We start from the raw sequence: 19,717 nt of genomic DNA, 5'->3' as shown, positions 1-19,717 counted from the left end.
AGTAAATGGAAGAGCATTTTTTTCAATGTCCTTACTGTTGGGAAGAAATTTCCATGCTTGTTGATACTTCACAAAGTAATCAAAACTACATCGAAGATTGTGAGGTTTGTTGCAACCCTATTAGGTTGAATATCAGTGTAAAAAACAATCAAATTTCTGGTTTTGAAGCAAATAATATAGAATAGTAGTGTTTTGTTAGTTTTCTGAAAATCAATTATTTGAAGTTTTTTGGTGTTGCGGATTTGTGCATTTCATCGAAAATAATTGGTGATTCAACGACTTATATCTATATTCGTTATGTAAATGTGCTCCCTCAACAAAATCTACTATTATGAAAACCATAAAAACTACATTGTTATTCTGTCTAGTAACAGTTTTTTCATTTGCTAGTATTTCCACCAAAGAAAAAGATGCTTTAAAAGCATTATATAACTCTACAGGAGGTCAATCTTGGACTAAAACTTGGGATTTAAACGCGCCAGTATCTAATTGGCATGGAGTTGTTATTAGAAATGATAAAGTTGTTGAATTGAATTTAGAGTTCAATAACTTAACAGGAAATTTACCATTTGAATTTGGTGATTTAGTTAATCTTGAAAAAATTAACTTTTTCAGAAATAACATCACAGGTAGCATTCCTTCTTCAATAGGAAAATTAAAATCCTTAAGATATTTAAACATAGCTTTCAATAAGCTTAATGGAGAGTTGCCAAATACAATTACTGATTTAACATCATTAGTTTCATTACAGTTGTACATGAATAGTATTGAAGGAACAATACCTTCTCAAATTGGTAACTTAACAAGATTAAGAACATTAGAATTATATAACAACAATTTAAAAGGTTCAATTCCAGCTTCTATTGAAAAGTTGACTAACCTGAGAGAATTTTTAGTTAGCAGTAATAACTTAACAGGAAAGCTTCCTTCAAGCATTTCTAATCTTAAAAAACTTAAAGTATTAAGCGTTTTTGATAATAACTTATTTGGAATAGTGCCTTCTTCAATTGGTGACTTAACTAATTTAGAAGAGTTAGTACTTGCTGATAATGCCTTTTATGGTGATTTACCATCTGAATTAGCAAGCTTAACAAATCTAAAAGTGTTATTATTAGGAAATAATGCATTTAAAGGAGACTTAGCATCTTTACAAGATAAGTTTCCAAATATTAGAAACTTTGATGCTCAAAATAATAACTCTAAAGGAAGCATTGCAACTTTAGATACTGAAGATTAAATTTTTAAAGTATTTTAATTAGTTATTTCTCCCAACAGATTTTTCTGTTGGGAGTTTTATTTTGAATAAAGTTTTGTAATCAAAAAAAACGTATTATATTTGCAGTCCAATATCGCGGGATAGAGCAGTAGGTAGCTCGTCGGGCTCATAACCCGAAGGTCACTGGTTCGAGTCCAGTTCCCGCTACAACAAGCCAAATACGAAAGTGTTTGGCTTTTTAATTTTATGAAAAGTCTGAGAATACCAATTATAAACTATATTTTAGTTACTTTTATAAATTAGAGGCATTGAGCATAGTTTTTTACCCTTTATAACTAACTAATATTTAACGTAACATTATTATGATTGGAATTTTATCCTTTGTTGGATTTACTGCGCTTGTGGCTATAATTTCCTATTATGCAACGCGTAAAACTGATGAAAAATCTTCCGATGGATACTTTTTAGGAGGACGAAGTCTAACTGCAGGAGTTATTGCAGGATCTTTATTATTGACTAATTTATCAACCGAACAAATTGTTGGTCTTAATGGTAGCGCATATACTGATGGTTTATCAGTAATGGCATGGGAAACCTTAGCTGCTATTGCTATGATTGTAACTGCTATTTTCTTGTTGCCAAGATACCTTAAAAGTGGACTAACAACAATTCCTCAGTTTTTAGCTAATAGATTTGACGTCTCTACTAAAACTATAACATCAGCTTTGTTTTTGACGGGTTATGTTGTGGTATTGCTACCTGTAATTTTGTACTCTGGTTCTGTAGCAATCAGCGGAATGTTTGATGTGCCAACACTATTAAACGTTTCAGATTCTTCAGCTTTGGTAATTTGTATTTGGGGAATTGGAATAATTGGATCTATTTATGCAGTTTTTGGAGGCTTAAAAGCTGTTGTAGTATCAGATTCAATTAACGCAATAGGTTTATTGATAGGAGGAATATTGATACCAGTTTTCGGATTAATGGCAATTGGTGATGGTTCGGTTTTTGGAGGTTTAGAAACACTTATGTCTGCAAACCCAGAACGTTTTGATTCTACAGGTAACCCAGGTCAAGAGGTTCCTTTTTCAACCATTTTTACAGGAATGATGTTAGTTCAGTTATTTTATTGGGGAACCAACCAACAAATCATACAAAGAGCACTTGGGGCTAAAAACTTAGCTGAAGGACAAAAAGGATTAGTGCTTGCTTCATTTATAAAAATTTTAGGACCATTAATTTTAGTGCTTCCAGGTATGATTGCCTATTACTATTTTGAAGGAGGACTTGCTTCTAGTGATTTAGCGTATCCTGAATTAGTACGAGCTGTATTACCTAAATATCTTGTTGGATTTTTCGCAGCAGTGTTGTTTGGTGCTATTTTAAGTTCTTTTAATAGTGTATTGAATAGTTCGGTAACATTGTTTGGTATTGATATTTACAAACAACATATCAATAAAAATGCCGATGAATCTACAGTTGTAAAATATGGTAAAATCTTTGGTATATGCTTAGCATTGGCAGCAATGTTTATTGCTCCTATGATAGAAAATGCAGGAAGCTTATTTAAGTATTTACAAGAAATTAATGGTATTTACAGTATTCCAATTCTTACAATTATTGTTGTTGGGTATTTAACCAAAAGAGTACCAGCCATTGCTGCTAAAATTGGTATTATTTCAGGATCAATAATGTATATTGTTAGTCAGTTCATCATTGGTCCAAATAAAGTAGAAAAAGCATTAGAAGCTGCAAAAGCTTCAGGTGTTACAGATCCTGCTGCATTAAAGCTGGTAGAAGCCGAAGCATATCCACACTTTTTGCACATTATGGCTATCTTGTTTGTAGCTAACATTATAATAATGCTTGTGATTGGATATTTCTTCCCAAGAAAAGAAGCTTATGTGCAAGAGTATACTGAGCAAGTTGATATTACACCATGGAAACATGTAAAGCTTGTAGGCGGATTGATTACACTTATAGTAGTTGCTATTTACGTCTATTTTTCAAAGTAAAATAAACCTCAATTAACTTAAAAAACCTTTCAAATAGCTTGAAAGGTTTTTTTATAATATTAAGCTGTATCTTTGCCAACAAGAATTAATGAAAATGCATAAAGCTGGATTTGTAAATATTATAGGAAACCCTAACGTTGGTAAGTCAACACTTATGAATGCGTTTATAGGTGAAAAATTATCAATAATAACTTCTAAGGCGCAAACTACTCGTCATAGAATATTAGGTATTGTAAATGGAGACGACTTTCAGGTAGTTTTAAGTGATACACCAGGAATTATAAAACCAGCATATGAGCTTCAAGAATCCATGATGGATTTTGTAAAATCTGCTTTTGATGATGCCGATGTATTAATCTACATGGTTGAAATAGGAGAAAAGGAATTGAAAGATGAAGCCTTTTTCAATAAAATCACCAATTCTAAAATTCCTGTTTTATTATTATTGAATAAAATAGATACTTCTGACCAACAACAGCTAGAAGAGCAAGTTCAATCTTGGGCAATAAAAGTGCCAAATGCTGAAATTTTTCCTATTTCCGCATTAGAAGGATTTCAAGTAAAAGAAGTGTTTAACAGAATTATAGAGTTGCTTCCTGAGTCGCCACCTTTTTATCCAAAAGATCAGCTTACCGATAAACCTGAACGCTTTTTTGTTAATGAAACCATTCGCGAAAAAATACTTCTACACTATAAGAAAGAAATTCCTTATGCTGTAGAAATTGATACCGAAGAGTTTTTTGAAGAAGAAAATATCATTAGAATGCGTTCGGTAATTATGGTAGAGCGCGATACTCAAAAAGGTATTATCATTGGACATAAAGGCTCTGCTTTAAAACGCGTAGGTATTGAGGCTAGAAAAGATTTAGAAAAATTCTTTGGAAAACAAATTCATTTAGAATTATACGTAAAAGTCAATAAAAATTGGCGTACAAATACAAATCAATTAAAGCGTTTTGGGTATAACCAAAAGTAAAACACTTTTTTATCTTAAAATACTGCAAACTAATATTATCTTTGCAGGCGCAAAAAATAATCATAATGAGCAACATAGTAGCTATTGTAGGAAGACCAAATGTAGGAAAATCAACCTTCTTTAATCGTTTAATACAACGTAGAGAAGCCATTGTTGATGCTGTTAGTGGAGTTACCAGAGACCGTCATTATGGAAAAAGTGATTGGAACGGTAAAGAGTTCTCTCTTATCGATACAGGTGGTTATGTTATTGGTAGTGATGATGTTTTTGAAGCCGAAATTGATAAACAAGTAGAACTTGCTATAGATGAAGCTGATGCTATTATTTTTATGGTTGATGTAGAAACTGGTGTAACAGGAATGGACGAGGACGTTGCTAAACTTCTTCGTAAAGTTGAAAAACCAGTGTTTTTAGCTGTTAATAAAGTTGACAATGCTAAGCGTGCTGAAGATGCAGTAGAGTTTTATGCATTAGGTCTTGGAGAGTACTATACTATTGCAAGTATTAATGGAAGTGGAACAGGAGATTTGTTAGATGCTCTAGTTGAAGCCTTACCTGAAAAAGAAGAAGTAGAAGAAGAAGAGTTACCACGTTTTGCAGTTGTAGGTCGTCCCAATGCAGGAAAATCTTCTTTTATCAATGCCTTGATAGGTGAAGATAGATATATAGTTACTGATATTGCTGGTACTACAAGAGATTCCATTGATACAAAATATAATCGTTTTGGTTTTGAGTTCAATTTAGTAGACACCGCAGGAATTCGTAAAAAATCTAAAGTAAAAGAAAACCTTGAGTTTTATTCAGTAATGCGAAGCGTTAGAGCTATTGAACATTGTGATGTGTGCTTATTGGTTTTAGATGCTACAAGAGGGTTTGATGGTCAAGTACAAAACATTTTTTGGCTAGCCGAACGTAACCGTAAAGGCATTGTTATTTTGGTAAACAAATGGGATTTGGTTGAAAAGGATAATAAAACAACCAGAGAGTTTGAAAAAATGATAAGACGAGAAACTGAACCTTTTGTTGATGTGCCAATTGTGTTTATTTCGGTATTGAACAAGCAACGTATTTTTAAAGCTATTGAAACAGCTGTTGAAGTTTATAAAAACAGAACAAAGCGTATAAAAACTAGTGTGCTTAATGAAGTATTATTACCAATTATAGACCATAATCCACCACCAGCATATAAAGGTAAGTATGTAAAAATCAAATACATTATGCAATTGCCAACACCACAACCGCAATTTGCATTTTTCTGTAATTTACCTCAATATGTAAAAGAACCTTATAAGCGCTTTTTAGAAAATAAACTTAGGGAACATTTTGATTTTCATGGAGTTCCTGTAAGCGTTTATATGCGTAAGAAATAGCTGCTATTTTATTAATTCCGTTTTTGTAATTTACAAAGTTAGAGGTTTTTTGAAGTGAATTTTATCTATTCAGTAGAGTCAAATAGTGAATAGCAAAAATTAATCTGATATTTTCATTTTCAAAATCATTTAGTTGAATGTTTTTAGCAAACCCAAATGCTAATGCAGGTGTAATGTCACTTGTAGACTCTATAATATTTGTGTATTCTTTTATGAAATCAAATTGTTCTCCAATTAATTTTAAATACTTAAGATAGTTACTTTGAGATGCTAAATTGTATTTTAATTTATCTGAATTAGAACTTTTATATGACCACCAAATTTTATCAAAAACATTATACTTTATAACAGATTTTCCTAAAGAATCAATTTTAGAATTAGAAGGAATTGTATTGTTTTTTAATACATACTTAGAGAATTCAGAATAAGCATTTTTAATAGGAGATGTATTGTACTCTTCAATTAAGATAGAGTCAAAATCATGAAGTAATAGATTTAATTCTTGAAATTCAATTTTGGAGAATAATCCATTAGTATTTTTTAATTTTTGTTCTTCATTGCAGCTAAAAAGAGCCATAATTATTAAAAATACAATCGTCTTTTTCATAACTACCAACTTCCTGAGGCTCCACCACCTCCAAATCCGCCTCCACCGAAGCCACCACTAAAACCACCTCCACCAAAGCTTCCACCACCTGAACTTCCGCCAAAAATACCTCCACCAGAACTTCTCCCGTAGCTACCTCGTCCCATATTACTCAATATAATGGCTTCTAAAATATCTCTACTATCTAAGTCTTTACCTTTGCCACCACTATTTCCGCCACCTTTTCCACGACGATTACTAGAAATTGCTATTAAGAGCACAATAAACATCACAAACAAGACCACAAAAACACCAATAGGAAAACTATAGTCTTCTTTAGTAGATTCGGCTTTAAATTCACCATTTAATACTTCAAAAATTGCATCTGTTCCTTTGTCTAGTCCACTGTAAAAATCCCCTTTTTTAAATTCAGGAATCATGACTCTGTTTATAATACGTTCGGCTAAAATATCAGTAAGTCGATATTCCATACCGTAACCTGTATTAATATCTATTTGACGGTCGTCTTTAGCGAGTAAGATTAAAATTCCGTTATCCTCTTTAGCTTGTCCAATTCCCCATTTGTGCCCCCAATTTGCACCAACTAGGGTAATGTCGTCTCCATTTAATGTACTAATAATGGCAACTACTATTTGAGATGAAGTAGAATCGGCATATTTTATCAGTTTTTGCTCTAAATGGTCTTTTTGAGAGTTAGATAACAATCCAATATAGTCATAAACACTAGTTTGATTACTACCTGTAGGTTTTTCTGGGATTTTAAATTGAGCAAATGAAAATTGAGTAGCAAAAAAGCACACAATCACACAACTTAATATGTAAACTCTATTGCGCATTAAATTTTTGAGATTTCATTTGGGAGTTCGTCAGTATCAAAATGATTCCAAGGAAAATGATGCTGTAATTGCTCACCAGCACTTAAAATGCCATAGATTAATCCGTCCTTATAACGACCAGATTTAAAATGAGATTGGATAGTGTTTTTTGTGCTTTCCCAAAAGTCATTAGCCACAACATTATTAATACCTTTATCTCCATAAATAGCAAACGACTTATCTTCTACAGCAACATAAATTAAAACACCATTTTGCAATTTGGTGTTGTCCATTTTTAAATAATGAAACACTTCCATAGCACGTGCTTCGGCATTTCCATTATCGGATTTTTCTAAATGAACACGAATTTCACCTGAAGTTAAACGTTCAGCTTCACGTATGGCTTTAATAACCTCTTGTTCTTCGGTTTGTGAAAGAAAATTTTCAACGGTAGACATTAATTGTCAGATTTGTAGTCGTTTATGTCAATACCTTTTTCAGCGCCTTCGTCAGATTCAAAACGTTCTTTTTTCTCAAATCCAAAAAAGCCTGCGTACAGGTTGTTAGGAAACTGTCTTACTAAGTTATTGTAAGGTGTAATGGTTTCATTAAAACGGTCGCGCTCTACTTTAATTCGTTTTTCAACACGATCAAGACTGTTCATCAATTCCTTGTAGTTTTCATTAGCTTTTAAGTCTGGATAGCGCTCAAAAACAGCTAGTAACCTAGATAAAGCTGAGGTCATAGTGCTTTGCACTTCTTTAAACTGGGTGAGTTGCTCAGGAGTAATATTTGATGGGTCAATTTGTATGCTTGTGGCTTTAGAACGCGCATCAGTAACTATTTTAAAAGTTTCTTGCTCATATTCGGCATAGCGTTCAGCAACTTTCATTAGGTTAGGTATGAGGTCGCTTCTTAGTTGGTAAGCGCTTTCTACCTTGGACCATTGTTCGCCAATGTTTTCGTCAAGGCTTATAGCTTCGTTGTAAAAACCTTTTCCTTTAGTGTACAAACCTATTGCGATTATTGCAACAATAATCCATGGTAACCATTTTTTCATGATAAGAGAGTTTTAAAGTTGTGATTTAATTTTGATTAGTTGCGCCTTTATAGCTTCTAATTTACTAATTATTTCAAAATTACTTAGCGATTTTTTCTTTTCTTCTTTAAGATGAGTTTTTGCACCTTCAAGAGTAAATCCTCGTTCTTTTACCAAGTGGTAAATAAACTTTAGGTTTTTAATATCTTCTGGTGTGAATTTACGGTTGCCTTTTGCGTTTTTTTTAGGCTTTAGAATATCAAACTCTTTTTCCCAAAAACGAATCAATGATGCATTGACATCAAAAGCTTTTGCAACTTCGCCAATGCTATAGTATCGTTTTTCTGGGAGTTCTATATGCATAAAATTAATCTAAAGATTGGTTTTCCAATGAAGCTTTTTCTAGTAAGTCAGAGAATTCTTCAGCAGATAAATTTCCGTAATAAAAGTTAATAGGGTTGATGCGTTCACCATCCTTAAAAATCTCATAGTGTAAATGTGGAGCTTCCGAACGTCCTGTACTACCAACAAAACCTATTAAATCACCACGTTTAACCTTTTGGTTAGCACGTACATTGTAGTTGTATAAGTGCGCATAAAGGCTAACATATCCGTAACCATGGTCTATTCTAATATGTTTACCATAACCAGTAGCTCTGTTGTCTGCTCTGGTAACAACACCATCTCCAGAAGCGTAAACAGGAGTTCCGCGAGGAGCTGTAAAATCCATACCAAAATGAAATTTTCTCACTTTAGTAAAAGGGTCAGTTCTATAACCATAACCTGATGCCATACGAGTTAATTCGGCATTATTAACGGGTTGAATGGCAGGTATTGAAGCTAAAAACTTTTCTTTGTCTTTAGCTAAAGTTGCTATTTCGTCTAATGAACGTGATTGTACAACAATTTGCTTTTGAAGAATGTCCATTCTTCGGTGGCTTTCAATAATTAATTTAGAGTTGTCAAATCCTTCTAAGTCTTTGTAACGGTTAATACCACCAAAACCAGCTTTTCGTTGTTCTTCAGGAATAGGGTTTGCTTCAAAATACAGTCGATAAATAGCATTGTCGCGCTCTTCAATATTGGCAAGTACATCTTGAGTTTCATCCATTTTTTTATTGAGCAACTGAAATTGTAACTGCATATTAGAAAGCTCACGTTTTAAAGCCTTTTCTTTTGGAGATTCAATATATTGACTTGCGATAAACACAAATAAAAAACCAAACAAGGCAGAAGCTAATAAAAACAGTGAAATGTACTTAAATGTTCGTCTTTTCTTTCGTTCTATTTTTCTATACGAAAGTGTTTCAGAATCATAATAATATTTTACCTTACTCATTTCTTTATTTATACTATTTTTGCAATTGATAAAATCATTTCAATCAAATGAATTTTATTTGCAAACGACCAAAGATAAAAATTGTTTCGCAATTAATATAATTTTAACAAGAACGAGAATTAAACATACATGAAGTCTCAAGAGATACGCTCAAAATTTCTAAAGTTTTTTGAAGATAAAAAACATACTATTGTACCATCTGCACCAATGGTGTTAAAAGATGATCCAACTTTAATGTTTGTCAACTCTGGAATGGCACCTTTTAAAGAATATTTTTTAGGTAATGCCACACCAAAAAGCAATAGAATTGCTGATACTCAAAAATGCTTGCGTGTTTCTGGAAAACACAACGATTTAGAAGAAGTTGGTTATGATACTTATCACCACACATTGTTTGAAATGTTGGGTAACTGGAGTTTTGGTGATTACTTTAAAAAAGAAGCGATTGCTTGGGCTTGGGAATTATTGACAGAGGTTTATAAAATAGACAAAGACATTTTATATGTAACCGTTTTTGAAGGTGACGAAGAAGATGGTACACCATTAGATACTGAAGCTTACGATATTTGGAAACAGTATATTGCAGAAGACCGAATTTTAAAAGGCAATAAAAAAGATAATTTCTGGGAAATGGGAGATCAAGGTCCTTGTGGTCCTTGTAGTGAGATTCATGTTGATATTCGTTCTGCCGAAGAAAAAGCGAAGGTTTCTGGTAAGGATTTGGTGAATATGGATCATCCGCAAGTGGTGGAGATATGGAACCTGGTTTTTATGCAATACAATCGAAAAGCTAATGGTTCTCTAGAAAATTTACCAAACAAACATATAGATACAGGAATGGGCTTTGAGCGTTTGTGTATGGTATTACAAAATGTGCAAAGTAACTATGATACTGATGTTTTTACACCGATAATTCGTGAAATTGAAACCATTACTGATAAAGATTACGGTAAAAACGATAAGATAGATGTTGCTATTAGAGTTATCTCTGATCACGTTCGTGCAGTTGCGTTTTCTATTGCAGACGGACAATTACCAAGTAATACAGGAGCTGGTTATGTTATCAGAAGAATTTTACGTCGTGCTATTCGTTACGGATTTACGTTTTTAGACCAAAAAGAGCCGTTTATTTACCGTTTGGTGGATGTGCTTATCAAAAAAATGGGAGAAGCTTTCCCTGAATTAAAAGAACAAAGACAACTAATAGAAAATGTTATAAAAGAAGAAGAAGCTTCTTTCTTAAGAACATTAGATCAAGGGTTATTATTGCTTGATAGAATTATAACACATTCTAACACCAAAGAAATTTCAGGAAATAAAGTTTTCGAGCTTAAAGATACTTATGGTTTTCCAGAAGATTTAACCGATTTAATTCTTCGTGAAAACGGATTTACCTATAATCACGAAGAGTTTGATAAAAAACTAAAAGAGCAACAAGAACGTGGTAAGCAAGCTTCTCAATTAAAATCAGACGATTGGACAATTGTTCTTGAAGATAATGAGCAAGAGTTTATTGGTTATGATGTTACTGAAGCTAATGTTAAGCTTACCAAATACCGAAAAGTAACTTCAAAAAAGGATGGTGAAATGTACCAGCTGGTGTTTAATTTAACACCGTTTTATGCTGAAGGTGGTGGGCAAGTTGGCGATAAAGGCTATCTAGAAGATGCTTCTGGTGATGTTGTATATATTGTTGATACCAAAAAAGAAAACAATGTTATTATTCACTTTGCAAAGAGTCTTCCTAAAAATGTACAAGGCACTTTTAAAGCAACTGTAGATGCAAAACAACGTTACAGAACGGAATGTAATCATACTGCAACACACTTATTACATCAGGCATTACGTGAGATTTTAGGAACGCATGTTGAGCAAAAAGGAAGTGCGGTACACAGTAAGTATTTACGTTTTGACTTTTCACACTTTTCTAAACTAACCGTTGATGAGTTGCGTGATGTAGAAAACTTTGTAAATGCCAGAATTGAAGGCAAATTACCATTGCAAGAACAACGCAATATTCCAATGCAACAAGCTATTGACGAAGGTGCAATGGCGTTATTTGGGGAAAAATATGGAGACACTGTACGTACTATAAAATTCGGTAAGTCTATCGAGCTTTGTGGTGGAACTCACGTAAAAAACACTGCAGATATTTGGCATTTTAAAATTGTATCTGAAGGCGCAGTTGCTGCTGGAATTCGTCGTATTGAAGCTATCACAAACGATGCTGTAAAAGATTTCTATTTTGAAAACAATCGTGCGTATTTTGAAATGAAAGATTTACTTAACAATGCTAAAGAGCCAGTAAAAGCATTACAGAATCTTCAAGAGGAAAATACAAACCTAAAAAAGCAAATAGAGCAGCTTTTAAAAGATAAAGCTAAAAACTTAAAAGGTGAGCTTAAAAATGAGTTAACCGAAGTTAATGGCATCACATTTCTAGCAAAACAAGTTGATTTAGATGCAGCAGGAATAAAAGATTTATGCTTTGAGTTAGGAAGTCAATATGATAACCTATTCCTACTTTTTGGTGCTGAAAACGATGGTAAGGCATTATTGTCTTGTTATATCTCAAAAGAATTGGTTGCAGAAAAAAGCTTGAATGCTGGACAAATTGTTAGAGAATTAGGGAAACACATCCAAGGTGGTGGAGGCGGACAACCGTTTTTTGCAACTGCAGGAGGAAAAAATCCTAGTGGTATAAAAGACGCTTTGGTAGCAGTGAAAAGTTATATCGCATAAATTATCATTCTGTTTTTAAGCAGAATTCATTATGAAACTACAAACCCAAATACCGTTACAATCAGAGCTGCATAATCAAATAGATTATCATTCTAAAATAGCGCTGTTTGGGTCTTGTTTTGTTGAGAATATAGGAGAGAAGTTTAACTATTTTAAGCTTCAGAATTTTCAAAATCCATTTGGTATTTTATTTCATCCGATAGCCATTGAACGTTTGGTTGCTAATGCGATTAATTCTAAAACGTACACCGAAGAAGATATCTTTTTTCATAACGAACAATGGCATTGTTATGAAGCGCATTCCAAGTTAAGTAGTGATAATAAAGATGATTTATTGTATGCTTTGAACAATGCTGTTCAGTCAACAAATCAGCAAATACACCAAGCAACACATGTTATTGTTACATTAGGAACTGCTTGGGTTTATAGACATACAACATCAGGTGTTGTTGTTGCCAATTGCCATAAAGTACCACAAAAACAATTTACAAAAGAGCTGCTAACGGTTGATGAAATTTCAGAATCATTACAAGCTATAGTTGCTTTAATAAAAAGCGTTAATTCTAAAGCGTCTATAATTTTTACAGTATCTCCTGTGCGACATATTAAAGATGGTTTTGTTGAGAACACGCAAAGCAAAGCGCATTTAGTTGCAGCTATTCATCAAGTTGTTGAACCAAGAAAGCAACAGTATTATTTCCCTTCGTATGAAATTATGCTGGACGAACTTCGCGACTATCGTTTTTATAAAGCCGATATGTTACATCCAAATGATGTAGCAGTAAATTACATTTGGGAAAAATTTAAACAGGTTTGGATTTCAGAAAAGGCTCATAAAACATTAAACGAGGTTGATGTGATACAAAAAGGACTTCAACACAGACCGTTTAATCCAAACTCTAATAGCCATAAGGCATTTCTTCAATCATTAAAAGACAAGCAAAACCAGTTGCAGCAGTCTTTTTCGCATATCGTATTTTAAAAATACGACATATTACGTATTTCTTTCAGTTTCTTAAAGTTGCATTTTTGAATCAGTTATTAATTAAAAATATTCAACAATGAAAGATTTAAGAAAATTTATGTTATTAATCATGGTAACAGCCATGGTAGGATTAACTTCATGTTCAAGTGATGACGATGGAGGAAGTGGTGGTTCTGCAAGCCCTGGGACTTTAACTGCAAAAATAGATGGTGCAACTATGACATCTGTGGAAATAGCGACTTTTGCAACGTTAAACAGTGGAACTCTGCAAATTCAAGGGAATACAGGTGGCACTTCAAGTAAGGCTATAGTTTTAACTATTATTGGTTATGACGGTGTTGGTACTTATCCATTAGGTGGAGGAGCTAACATTTTTAATGTAGCTGCTTACCAAGAAACAAATGTTGATCTTAATGATCCTACAAATCCTGAGATTATTATATGGCAAGCACCTTACGATGATATGCAAGTTGGTGAAATCAATATATCTGAAGTAACGGAAACTAACATTAAAGGAACTTTTAGTTTTAGTGCTAAAAATAGTACAGACGATTCTATTAAAGATGTAACAGAGGGTTCATTTAACATAGACTTTTAATCATGAAAACGCTATTAATTCAATTTAAGAGCTTAGTATTGGTTGCACTATTAGTTAGTGCAACCTTTGCTAATGCGCAAAAAGCAGAAGCGCCAAGTCAAAGTTATGACTTAGGAGCTAAGATTAATGAAATGACATTGACTATTGGAGGCGTATTGGTAGTGGCAACAAATGATGGTTTAGTAGGCATAAAACCAACAGAAAGCCAACCAGTTTTTACCTTTAATAATTTTGGAAAGCTAAAACCAGAAGAGACTAATTTTATTCCAGGTTCACCATATATAGTCGTATCTCAAGGAGCGACTTCGGGTTTTGCAGGATTGTCTAAAACCAAAAGAGCAGTGATAGATTATGTTCAAGGTAAAGTGATTTTCAATTCAGATGATGATAGCTGGAATCAAATTTATACTTGTAATGTTATGTTGCCACAAAACAAATTAGTAGTTAGTGGTATTCAGAAAATAGGCGATAAGTTTGAAAAAATGACTCCTAAAGTAGCAGTATACGATCTTAACACTTCTAAACTAGACTATAGTTTCTTTTTAGATAAACCAGGTAGAGTAGGAATTGCAAAAGACTTTAGCGTTACAGGAACGCCTTTGCTTTTAAAGAACTCTTTAATTATACCAACAGCTCAAGGACTTATTGCTAAATCGCATTCAGGGGAAGATTTATGGCAAACTAAAATAAAAGGTGTTAACTGGATGGTTGCCGATGAAACTGAAAAAGAAATTTATGGTTTTGAAACTACAACAAATGGAAAAAACACCAGAATCCATAAAATTGGAAGTAATGGAGCTGAACTTTGGGAAGACGATAGAAAAGTAAAAGGTATTGTTACAAACTTTGAAATTCTACCTCAAGGTTTAGCTGTAGTTAGTGATGTTGCAGGAGGCACAGGAGCTTTAGGTGCAAAATCAGAATCAAAAATAACCATGTTTAGTGCAGCTACTGGAGAAGATCTATGGGATAAAGCACCAAAAACAAAAGGATACGTTCAGCATTTTTACATAATGGAAGATGGTATTTTATTCGGAATAGAATCAGGAGGTATCAATAAAATTTCATTTGACGGCAAACCCCTTTTCAAAAAGCCTCTTAAAACAGGAGAAAATATTATGGTAATGGCACACACACCACAAGGGTTACTATATATTACAGGTGAAGACGCTAATATTGTGAATTTAGAAACAGGAGAAGAGGTTTGGGGTAAGCCGTTAAAATATAAAAGAGCAGCTTCAGTAGCATCAACCTTTGATGCTAAAAATGACAGATATTTAATTGCTGCTGATGGAAAAATTATGGCTGTTGATGCAAATTCAGGTGAAGTTAGTGATCTTGCTAAATGCGATTTTGAAGAAAAAGAAGATCCTAATCATATGGAAATAAGAGATACTGGTATCTTTTTGTCATCAAGTCAAAATATGACCTCTTTAGCATTTGACGGAAATGAAAATTATCACACTTACCATAAATCACCAGGAAGAAGCACCTTTGGTAAAATTGTAGGAGGTATTACAGCAGTAGCATCTACAGCAATGACAGTTTCTATGAGTATGAAAGCTGGTGCTAATAGAAGTGCTTTTGGTAGTGTAAATGACCTTGATAGCTATAACGATTATGGTAAAGAAGCTAAAAGAGCTGCCGATATGTTTGCTGGAATAGCAGGAGCCTCTTTTGATTATTTATCTACTAGATTTAAATCAACTGCAGCCACCGAAAATGCACAGTTTATTTTAACTAAATTAGATAATGGTGTTGGGTTAGTTAAAGTAAATAAAGACACTGGTAATACAGATAAAGAAATTGTTTTAAACGACAAAAAGCCTGAGTATGAGGTAGATGAATTTGGAGGGTTTCTTTTCTATAAAGCCAATGATAAAACGATTTATGCTTACAATCTTAATAATTAAATCTTGTTGTTGAGATTTCCTGATTGAGCGTAATTTTTGTAGGATTACGCTTAATCTTTTTTAATTGCTTCTTATCGAAAAAAAAGATGATGAACTTCAATATGTTATATATTCGTAATGCTATTAATCAATTTTTTAAAAAGGCGTCAGTTATATTATCTGGTAAGGACAGGTATTTTCTGATGCTTTTTTTATTGCCAAAAATGAGGATACTTTTAGTTACACTTCTATTTATATTTCAGTCATCTTATACCTATTCGCAAAACTTAGATAGCTTACTTACGGCTGCTAAAGAAATAAAGAATGATTCAGTAAGAATCAGGACGTTTAATAAGATTGGATTCAGTTATATATTCAACGATTCTGATAAAGCACTTCAAGTCATTACCGAAGGGAAAACGCAAGCCAAAGAGAGTGGGTTTAATTTTGGTTTAGCCGAATTAACAAATACACATGGTATCTATATGGATGTCACTGGTAAGTCCGATTCAGCTAAATACTACTTCACTAAAGCGTTGGATTTAAGTCATGAACACAACTTCAAAAATATTGAAGTCATGTGCATTAATAATTTAGGAATGTTTCATTGGAACAGAAGCGAATATGATGACGCATTGAGGTTCTTTTTTGATGCTTTAAGAATGAATGATGCCATTGGCGATGAAAAACAAAGTCATACGTATCTTAACAATATAGGTCTTATATATCAAGAAATGAATCTTAATGAAAAGGCATTGAGTTATCATGAAAAGGCGTTAAAAATTCGAGAAGAGCATAACTTAGAGAATGACCAGATTACGTCATTAAATAACATTGGCATCAACCTAAAAGATTTAGGACGCATTGATGAAGCTATAATGACATATAAAAAAGGGTTAGTAATAGCTAAACGCACTAATAACCTTATAGAGTATTACAGGTTGTTAGATAACCTTGCAAATGCCTATAATGAAAATAATAACTATGATTTGGCTATCAAAACCTATTTACAAGCTTTGGATAAGCCTGAAGGTTTTGAGTCTGATGAAGCGTCTGAATTATCAACATACTCCAATTTAACAGCGTTGTATAACGAAATTAATGAACCACAAACCGCTTTGGGTTATGCTGAAAAAGGATTTAAACTGATTCAGAAATATCCTCAAATAAAAGCCAATTCAGGAGATCTTAACTTAAATACAGCAGAGAGTTATTACATGCTTCGAAATTTTAAAAAAGCAAGAGAGCACACTCATAAATTTAGAATTTTAAAAGACTCTATTTTTTCTGAAAAGAATGCGCAAGCTATTGCTGATCTTGAAGTGAAATATGACACCGAAAAAAAGGAAAAAGAAATACTGATACAACGTGCTGAACTTGCGGAACATAAATTAACTATTCAAAAGCAAAACTATCAACTTTATGGAGTGGTTTGCTTAGCAGTAGTTTTAGGACTGATAGGCTACTTATTTTTCAATCAGCAAAAACTTAAAAACAAGCAGCTAAAAAAAGAAAATGAACTCAAAGATGCGTTGATAAAAATTGAAACTCAAAATAAGCTTCAAGAACAACGCTTGAGAATTTCAAGAGATTTGCATGATAATATTGGTGCGCAGCTTACCTTTATAATTTCTTCTATAGACAATCTTAAGTATGGTTTTGATATTAAAGATGAAACCCTAAACAAACGACTAGAAAGCATTAGCAATTTCACCTCAGAAACCATCTATGAGTTGCGCGATACTATTTGGGCAATGAATAAGGAAGAGATAACAATTGAAGACCTTATTTTACGAATTACAAACTACAAAGATAAAGCAAGATTTGCGTCGCAGGAAATAGAGTTCAATATTAATGTTTCTAATAAAGTTGATATTGAAAAGTCGTTTTCTTCGGTAACAGGAATAGGAATTCATAGAGTCGTTCAAGAAGCTGTACATAATGCCATAAAACATGCTAAGGCAACTAAAATTGAAATTAGTATAGACAAACCTAAGAACTACAAACTATCAATAATTGATAACGGAAAAGGTTTTAATCTCAACACTATCGAAAAAGGAAACGGTTTAACAAACATGAAAAAACGTGTTAATGATTTAGGAGGTGAGTTTTCAATTGATTCTAAATTAAATGAAGGCACAAAAATATCACTTACGTTCCCAAATTAATTTCTAACTTTAAACAAATCAACCAACTACTTTTTAATATGAAAACATTTTGGCTGACAGTTTTTGGTATTCTTTATTTCTCTATTGGTTTTTCTCAAAACAATGTAGTAGTACTTAATGACTCAGCAATGGATATGTATAAAACCAATCCTCAAAAATCAATTGAGTTATTGGAAAAAGCATTGTCAATTTCTGAAAAAAATAAAATAGCTAACAACATTGCACTAAGCAAAAATAATTTAGGAATTGTAAAACGAGATTTGGGACTATTTACTGAAGCTAAATTACTGTCAACCGCTGCTTTGGAAACATCAACAGATTCTATAATCATTGCTTCAGCTTATAATAACGTTGGTGCGTGTAATCGTAATTTAGGATTGTATGAAGATGCTTTAGCGGCTTACGTTGAAGCGCTTAAAATCTACGATGCTAAAAGCATGGATTCGCATAGAGCAACTGTAACAAACAATATAGGAACAGTATATAGCTATCTTGGAATGAACCAACAAGCTATTGAAAACCATCTTAAAGCCAAAGATATTTTTGAGGCTGAAGACAATAAAAAAGGAATGTCTGAAGTCTACAATAGTATTGCCATTATTTATGCTAATGATGGTGACTTGCTAAAATCACTTGATTATTTTAAAGCCTCCTTAAAGCTTGAAGAAGACCTGAACAGTCAAAAAGGAATTGCGGAATCCACCAACAATGTTGGTGCAGTGTATTATTATTTAGAAGAAATAGACTCTGCTTTATTGTATTTTAATAAATCTGTAAAGGCAGAGCGTGCTATAGGCAACCAAACAGGGATTGGTGCCACTTACAATAATATTGCTGATGTGCTGATTGAAAACAATCGTTTGGAAGAAGCTAAAGTGTATCTAGATAGTGGTTACTATTATACCAGAAAAGCAAAATCGGCTACAGATATAGAAACAGCGTTACACAACTATTCTCAATATTACGAAGCTAAAAACCAACCTCAAAAAGCCTTAGAGTACTACAAAAGTTTCACTTTGTTTAGAGACAGTATTTTAAATATTGAAACCAATGGTAAGGTTGCAGAACTGGAAATTCAATATCAAACTGAAAAGAAAGAAAAAGAAATCTTGTCGCAACGTGCTGATTTAGCCGAAAAAGAACTCGATTTAAGTAAAAAGAACAACTACATTTTAGGTTTAGTGGCATTAGCAGTTGTACTCTCGCTTTTGGGTTACTTAGTGTATAGTCAACAAAAGATAAAAAACCGACAGTTGCTTCGCGAAAATCAGCTTAAAGATGCTTTGGCAAAAATTGAAACTCAAAGTAAACTTCAAGACCAAAGACTAAGAATTTCAAGAGATTTACATGATAACATTGGAGCGCAATTAACGTTTATTATTTCATCTTTAGACAATTTAAAATATGGATTTAAACTCCCAGAAAAGTTAGGCGATAAGCTTAAAAGTATAAGCACATTCACCTCATCAACCATTTATGAGTTACGCGATACTATTTGGGCAATGAATAAAAATGAAATATCTATTGAAGACTTACAATCTAGGATTTCAAATTTTATTGATAAAGCGCATATTGCTTCAGAAGGTATTGAATTCAATTTCAAAAAAGGAGAACAGATTAATGATGACTTACAGTTTACTTCTGTTGAAGGGATGAATATTTATCGTATCATTCAAGAGTCAGTTAATAATGCTATAAAATATGCTGAAGCGACTAAAATAACGGTTGAGGTAAATCAGGTTAATGATAAACTTTTAGTTCAAGTTTCTGATAACGGAAAAGGGTTTGATGCTTTAAAAGTTGAACTTGGTAATGGACTCAATAATATGAAAAAACGCGCTTATGAAATTGATGGAGAGTTGACAGTAACCTCTGCAGAAGGTAACGGAACAATAGTTAAGTTACAAATGTAATTAATATACGTCATGTATCGTATAGGTGAAATTCAATACGTT

The 19,717-nt window shown here is 32.9% G+C and carries 17 protein-coding genes and 1 tRNA gene; 12 read left to right on the top strand and 6 right to left on the bottom strand.

Annotation, left to right across the window (positions count from 1 at the left end):
• Positions 1-5: 5 nt before the first annotated feature.
• The 6 genes from ACQ0RB_RS01240 (at position 6) to der (ending at position 5,577) form a co-directional block, all read left to right on the top strand.
• Entirely contained in the window at positions 6-185 is a 180-nt protein-coding gene (locus ACQ0RB_RS01240) for a CPXCG motif-containing cysteine-rich protein (RefSeq protein ID WP_430495930.1), read from the top strand.
• 146 nt (positions 186-331) lie between these two features.
• Entirely contained in the window at positions 332-1,237 is a 906-nt protein-coding gene (locus tag ACQ0RB_RS01235) for a leucine-rich repeat domain-containing protein (RefSeq protein WP_262732048.1), read from the top strand.
• Between the two features lie 113 nt (positions 1,238-1,350).
• A tRNA-Met gene (locus tag ACQ0RB_RS01230) sits at positions 1,351-1,423 on the top strand.
• Between the two features lie 155 nt (positions 1,424-1,578).
• On the top strand, positions 1,579-3,231 hold the full coding sequence (locus tag ACQ0RB_RS01225) for a solute:sodium symporter family transporter (RefSeq protein ID WP_134198724.1): 1,653 nt from the start codon (positions 1,579-1,581) through the stop codon (positions 3,229-3,231).
• A gap of 94 nt (positions 3,232-3,325) precedes the next feature.
• Positions 3,326-4,207 (top strand): GTPase Era, encoded by an 882-nt coding sequence (era, locus tag ACQ0RB_RS01220; protein ID WP_129759941.1) that lies wholly within the window; start codon positions 3,326-3,328, stop codon positions 4,205-4,207.
• A gap of 65 nt (positions 4,208-4,272) precedes the next feature.
• Positions 4,273-5,577, top strand: coding sequence for a ribosome biogenesis GTPase Der (gene der, locus ACQ0RB_RS01215; protein WP_131505876.1), 1,305 nt, complete (start codon positions 4,273-4,275; stop codon positions 5,575-5,577).
• Between the two features lie 61 nt (positions 5,578-5,638).
• Here the strand turns inward: der and ACQ0RB_RS01210 are convergent, their stop codons facing one another.
• The 6 genes from ACQ0RB_RS01210 to ACQ0RB_RS01185 are packed head-to-tail and all read right to left on the bottom strand — an operon-like array spanning position 5,639 to position 9,377.
• Positions 5,639-6,184 carry a hypothetical protein gene (locus ACQ0RB_RS01210; RefSeq protein WP_430495927.1) on the bottom strand — a complete coding sequence of 182 codons (546 nt, stop codon included), beginning with the start codon at positions 6,182-6,184 and terminating at the stop codon, positions 5,639-5,641.
• Positions 6,185-6,186: 2 nt separating this feature from the next.
• A complete protein-coding gene (locus ACQ0RB_RS01205) occupies positions 6,187-7,020 on the bottom strand; it encodes a TPM domain-containing protein (RefSeq protein ID WP_430495925.1) in 834 nt (277 codons plus the stop codon).
• Positions 7,020-7,457 (bottom strand): TPM domain-containing protein, encoded by a 438-nt coding sequence (locus ACQ0RB_RS01200; RefSeq protein WP_430495923.1) that lies wholly within the window; start codon positions 7,455-7,457, stop codon positions 7,020-7,022. Before ACQ0RB_RS01200 ends, ACQ0RB_RS01205 begins: the two co-directional genes overlap by 1 nt.
• A complete protein-coding gene (locus ACQ0RB_RS01195) occupies positions 7,457-8,059 on the bottom strand; it encodes a LemA family protein (protein WP_129759167.1) in 603 nt (200 codons plus the stop codon). Before ACQ0RB_RS01195 ends, ACQ0RB_RS01200 begins: the two co-directional genes overlap by 1 nt.
• Before the next feature lie 12 nt (positions 8,060-8,071).
• Entirely contained in the window at positions 8,072-8,401 is a 330-nt protein-coding gene (locus tag ACQ0RB_RS01190) for a MerR family transcriptional regulator (protein WP_129759166.1), read from the bottom strand.
• A gap of 4 nt (positions 8,402-8,405) precedes the next feature.
• The gene (locus ACQ0RB_RS01185; protein ID WP_129759165.1) at positions 8,406-9,377 is read right to left on the bottom strand and encodes a M23 family metallopeptidase; all 972 of its coding nucleotides are present in this window, start codon (positions 9,375-9,377) and stop codon (positions 8,406-8,408) included.
• 129 nt (positions 9,378-9,506) lie between these two features.
• On the opposite strand from ACQ0RB_RS01185, the gene alaS reads away from it, so the two are divergent.
• The 6 genes from alaS (at position 9,507) to ACQ0RB_RS01155 (ending at position 19,675) form a co-directional block, all read left to right on the top strand.
• A complete protein-coding gene (alaS, locus tag ACQ0RB_RS01180; RefSeq protein WP_430495920.1) occupies positions 9,507-12,119 on the top strand; it encodes an alanine--tRNA ligase in 2,613 nt (870 codons plus the stop codon).
• A 31-nt stretch (positions 12,120-12,150) separates the two neighbouring features.
• Positions 12,151-13,101: a GSCFA domain-containing protein gene (locus ACQ0RB_RS01175; protein WP_430495918.1), complete on the top strand. Its 951-nt coding sequence runs from the start codon at positions 12,151-12,153 to the stop codon at positions 13,099-13,101.
• A 79-nt stretch (positions 13,102-13,180) separates the two neighbouring features.
• Entirely contained in the window at positions 13,181-13,702 is a 522-nt protein-coding gene (locus tag ACQ0RB_RS01170) for a DUF6252 family protein (protein ID WP_430495916.1), read from the top strand.
• 2 nt (positions 13,703-13,704) lie between these two features.
• Positions 13,705-15,615, top strand: coding sequence for a PQQ-binding-like beta-propeller repeat protein (locus ACQ0RB_RS01165; protein ID WP_430495914.1), 1,911 nt, complete (start codon positions 13,705-13,707; stop codon positions 15,613-15,615).
• A 203-nt stretch (positions 15,616-15,818) separates the two neighbouring features.
• The gene (locus ACQ0RB_RS01160) at positions 15,819-17,762 is read left to right on the top strand and encodes a tetratricopeptide repeat-containing sensor histidine kinase (RefSeq protein WP_430495912.1); all 1,944 of its coding nucleotides are present in this window, start codon (positions 15,819-15,821) and stop codon (positions 17,760-17,762) included.
• Between the two features lie 38 nt (positions 17,763-17,800).
• A complete protein-coding gene (locus ACQ0RB_RS01155; protein ID WP_430495910.1) occupies positions 17,801-19,675 on the top strand; it encodes a tetratricopeptide repeat-containing sensor histidine kinase in 1,875 nt (624 codons plus the stop codon).
• Positions 19,676-19,717: the final 42 nt, after the last annotated feature.

Origin of the sequence: Gaetbulibacter sp. PBL-D1, assembly GCF_050509525.1 — a bacterium.
In the GTDB taxonomy this organism is placed as follows: Bacteria; Bacteroidota; Bacteroidia; order Flavobacteriales; family Flavobacteriaceae; genus Gaetbulibacter_B; species Gaetbulibacter_B jejuensis.
This window is presented reverse-complemented; position numbering and strand designations above follow the sequence as displayed.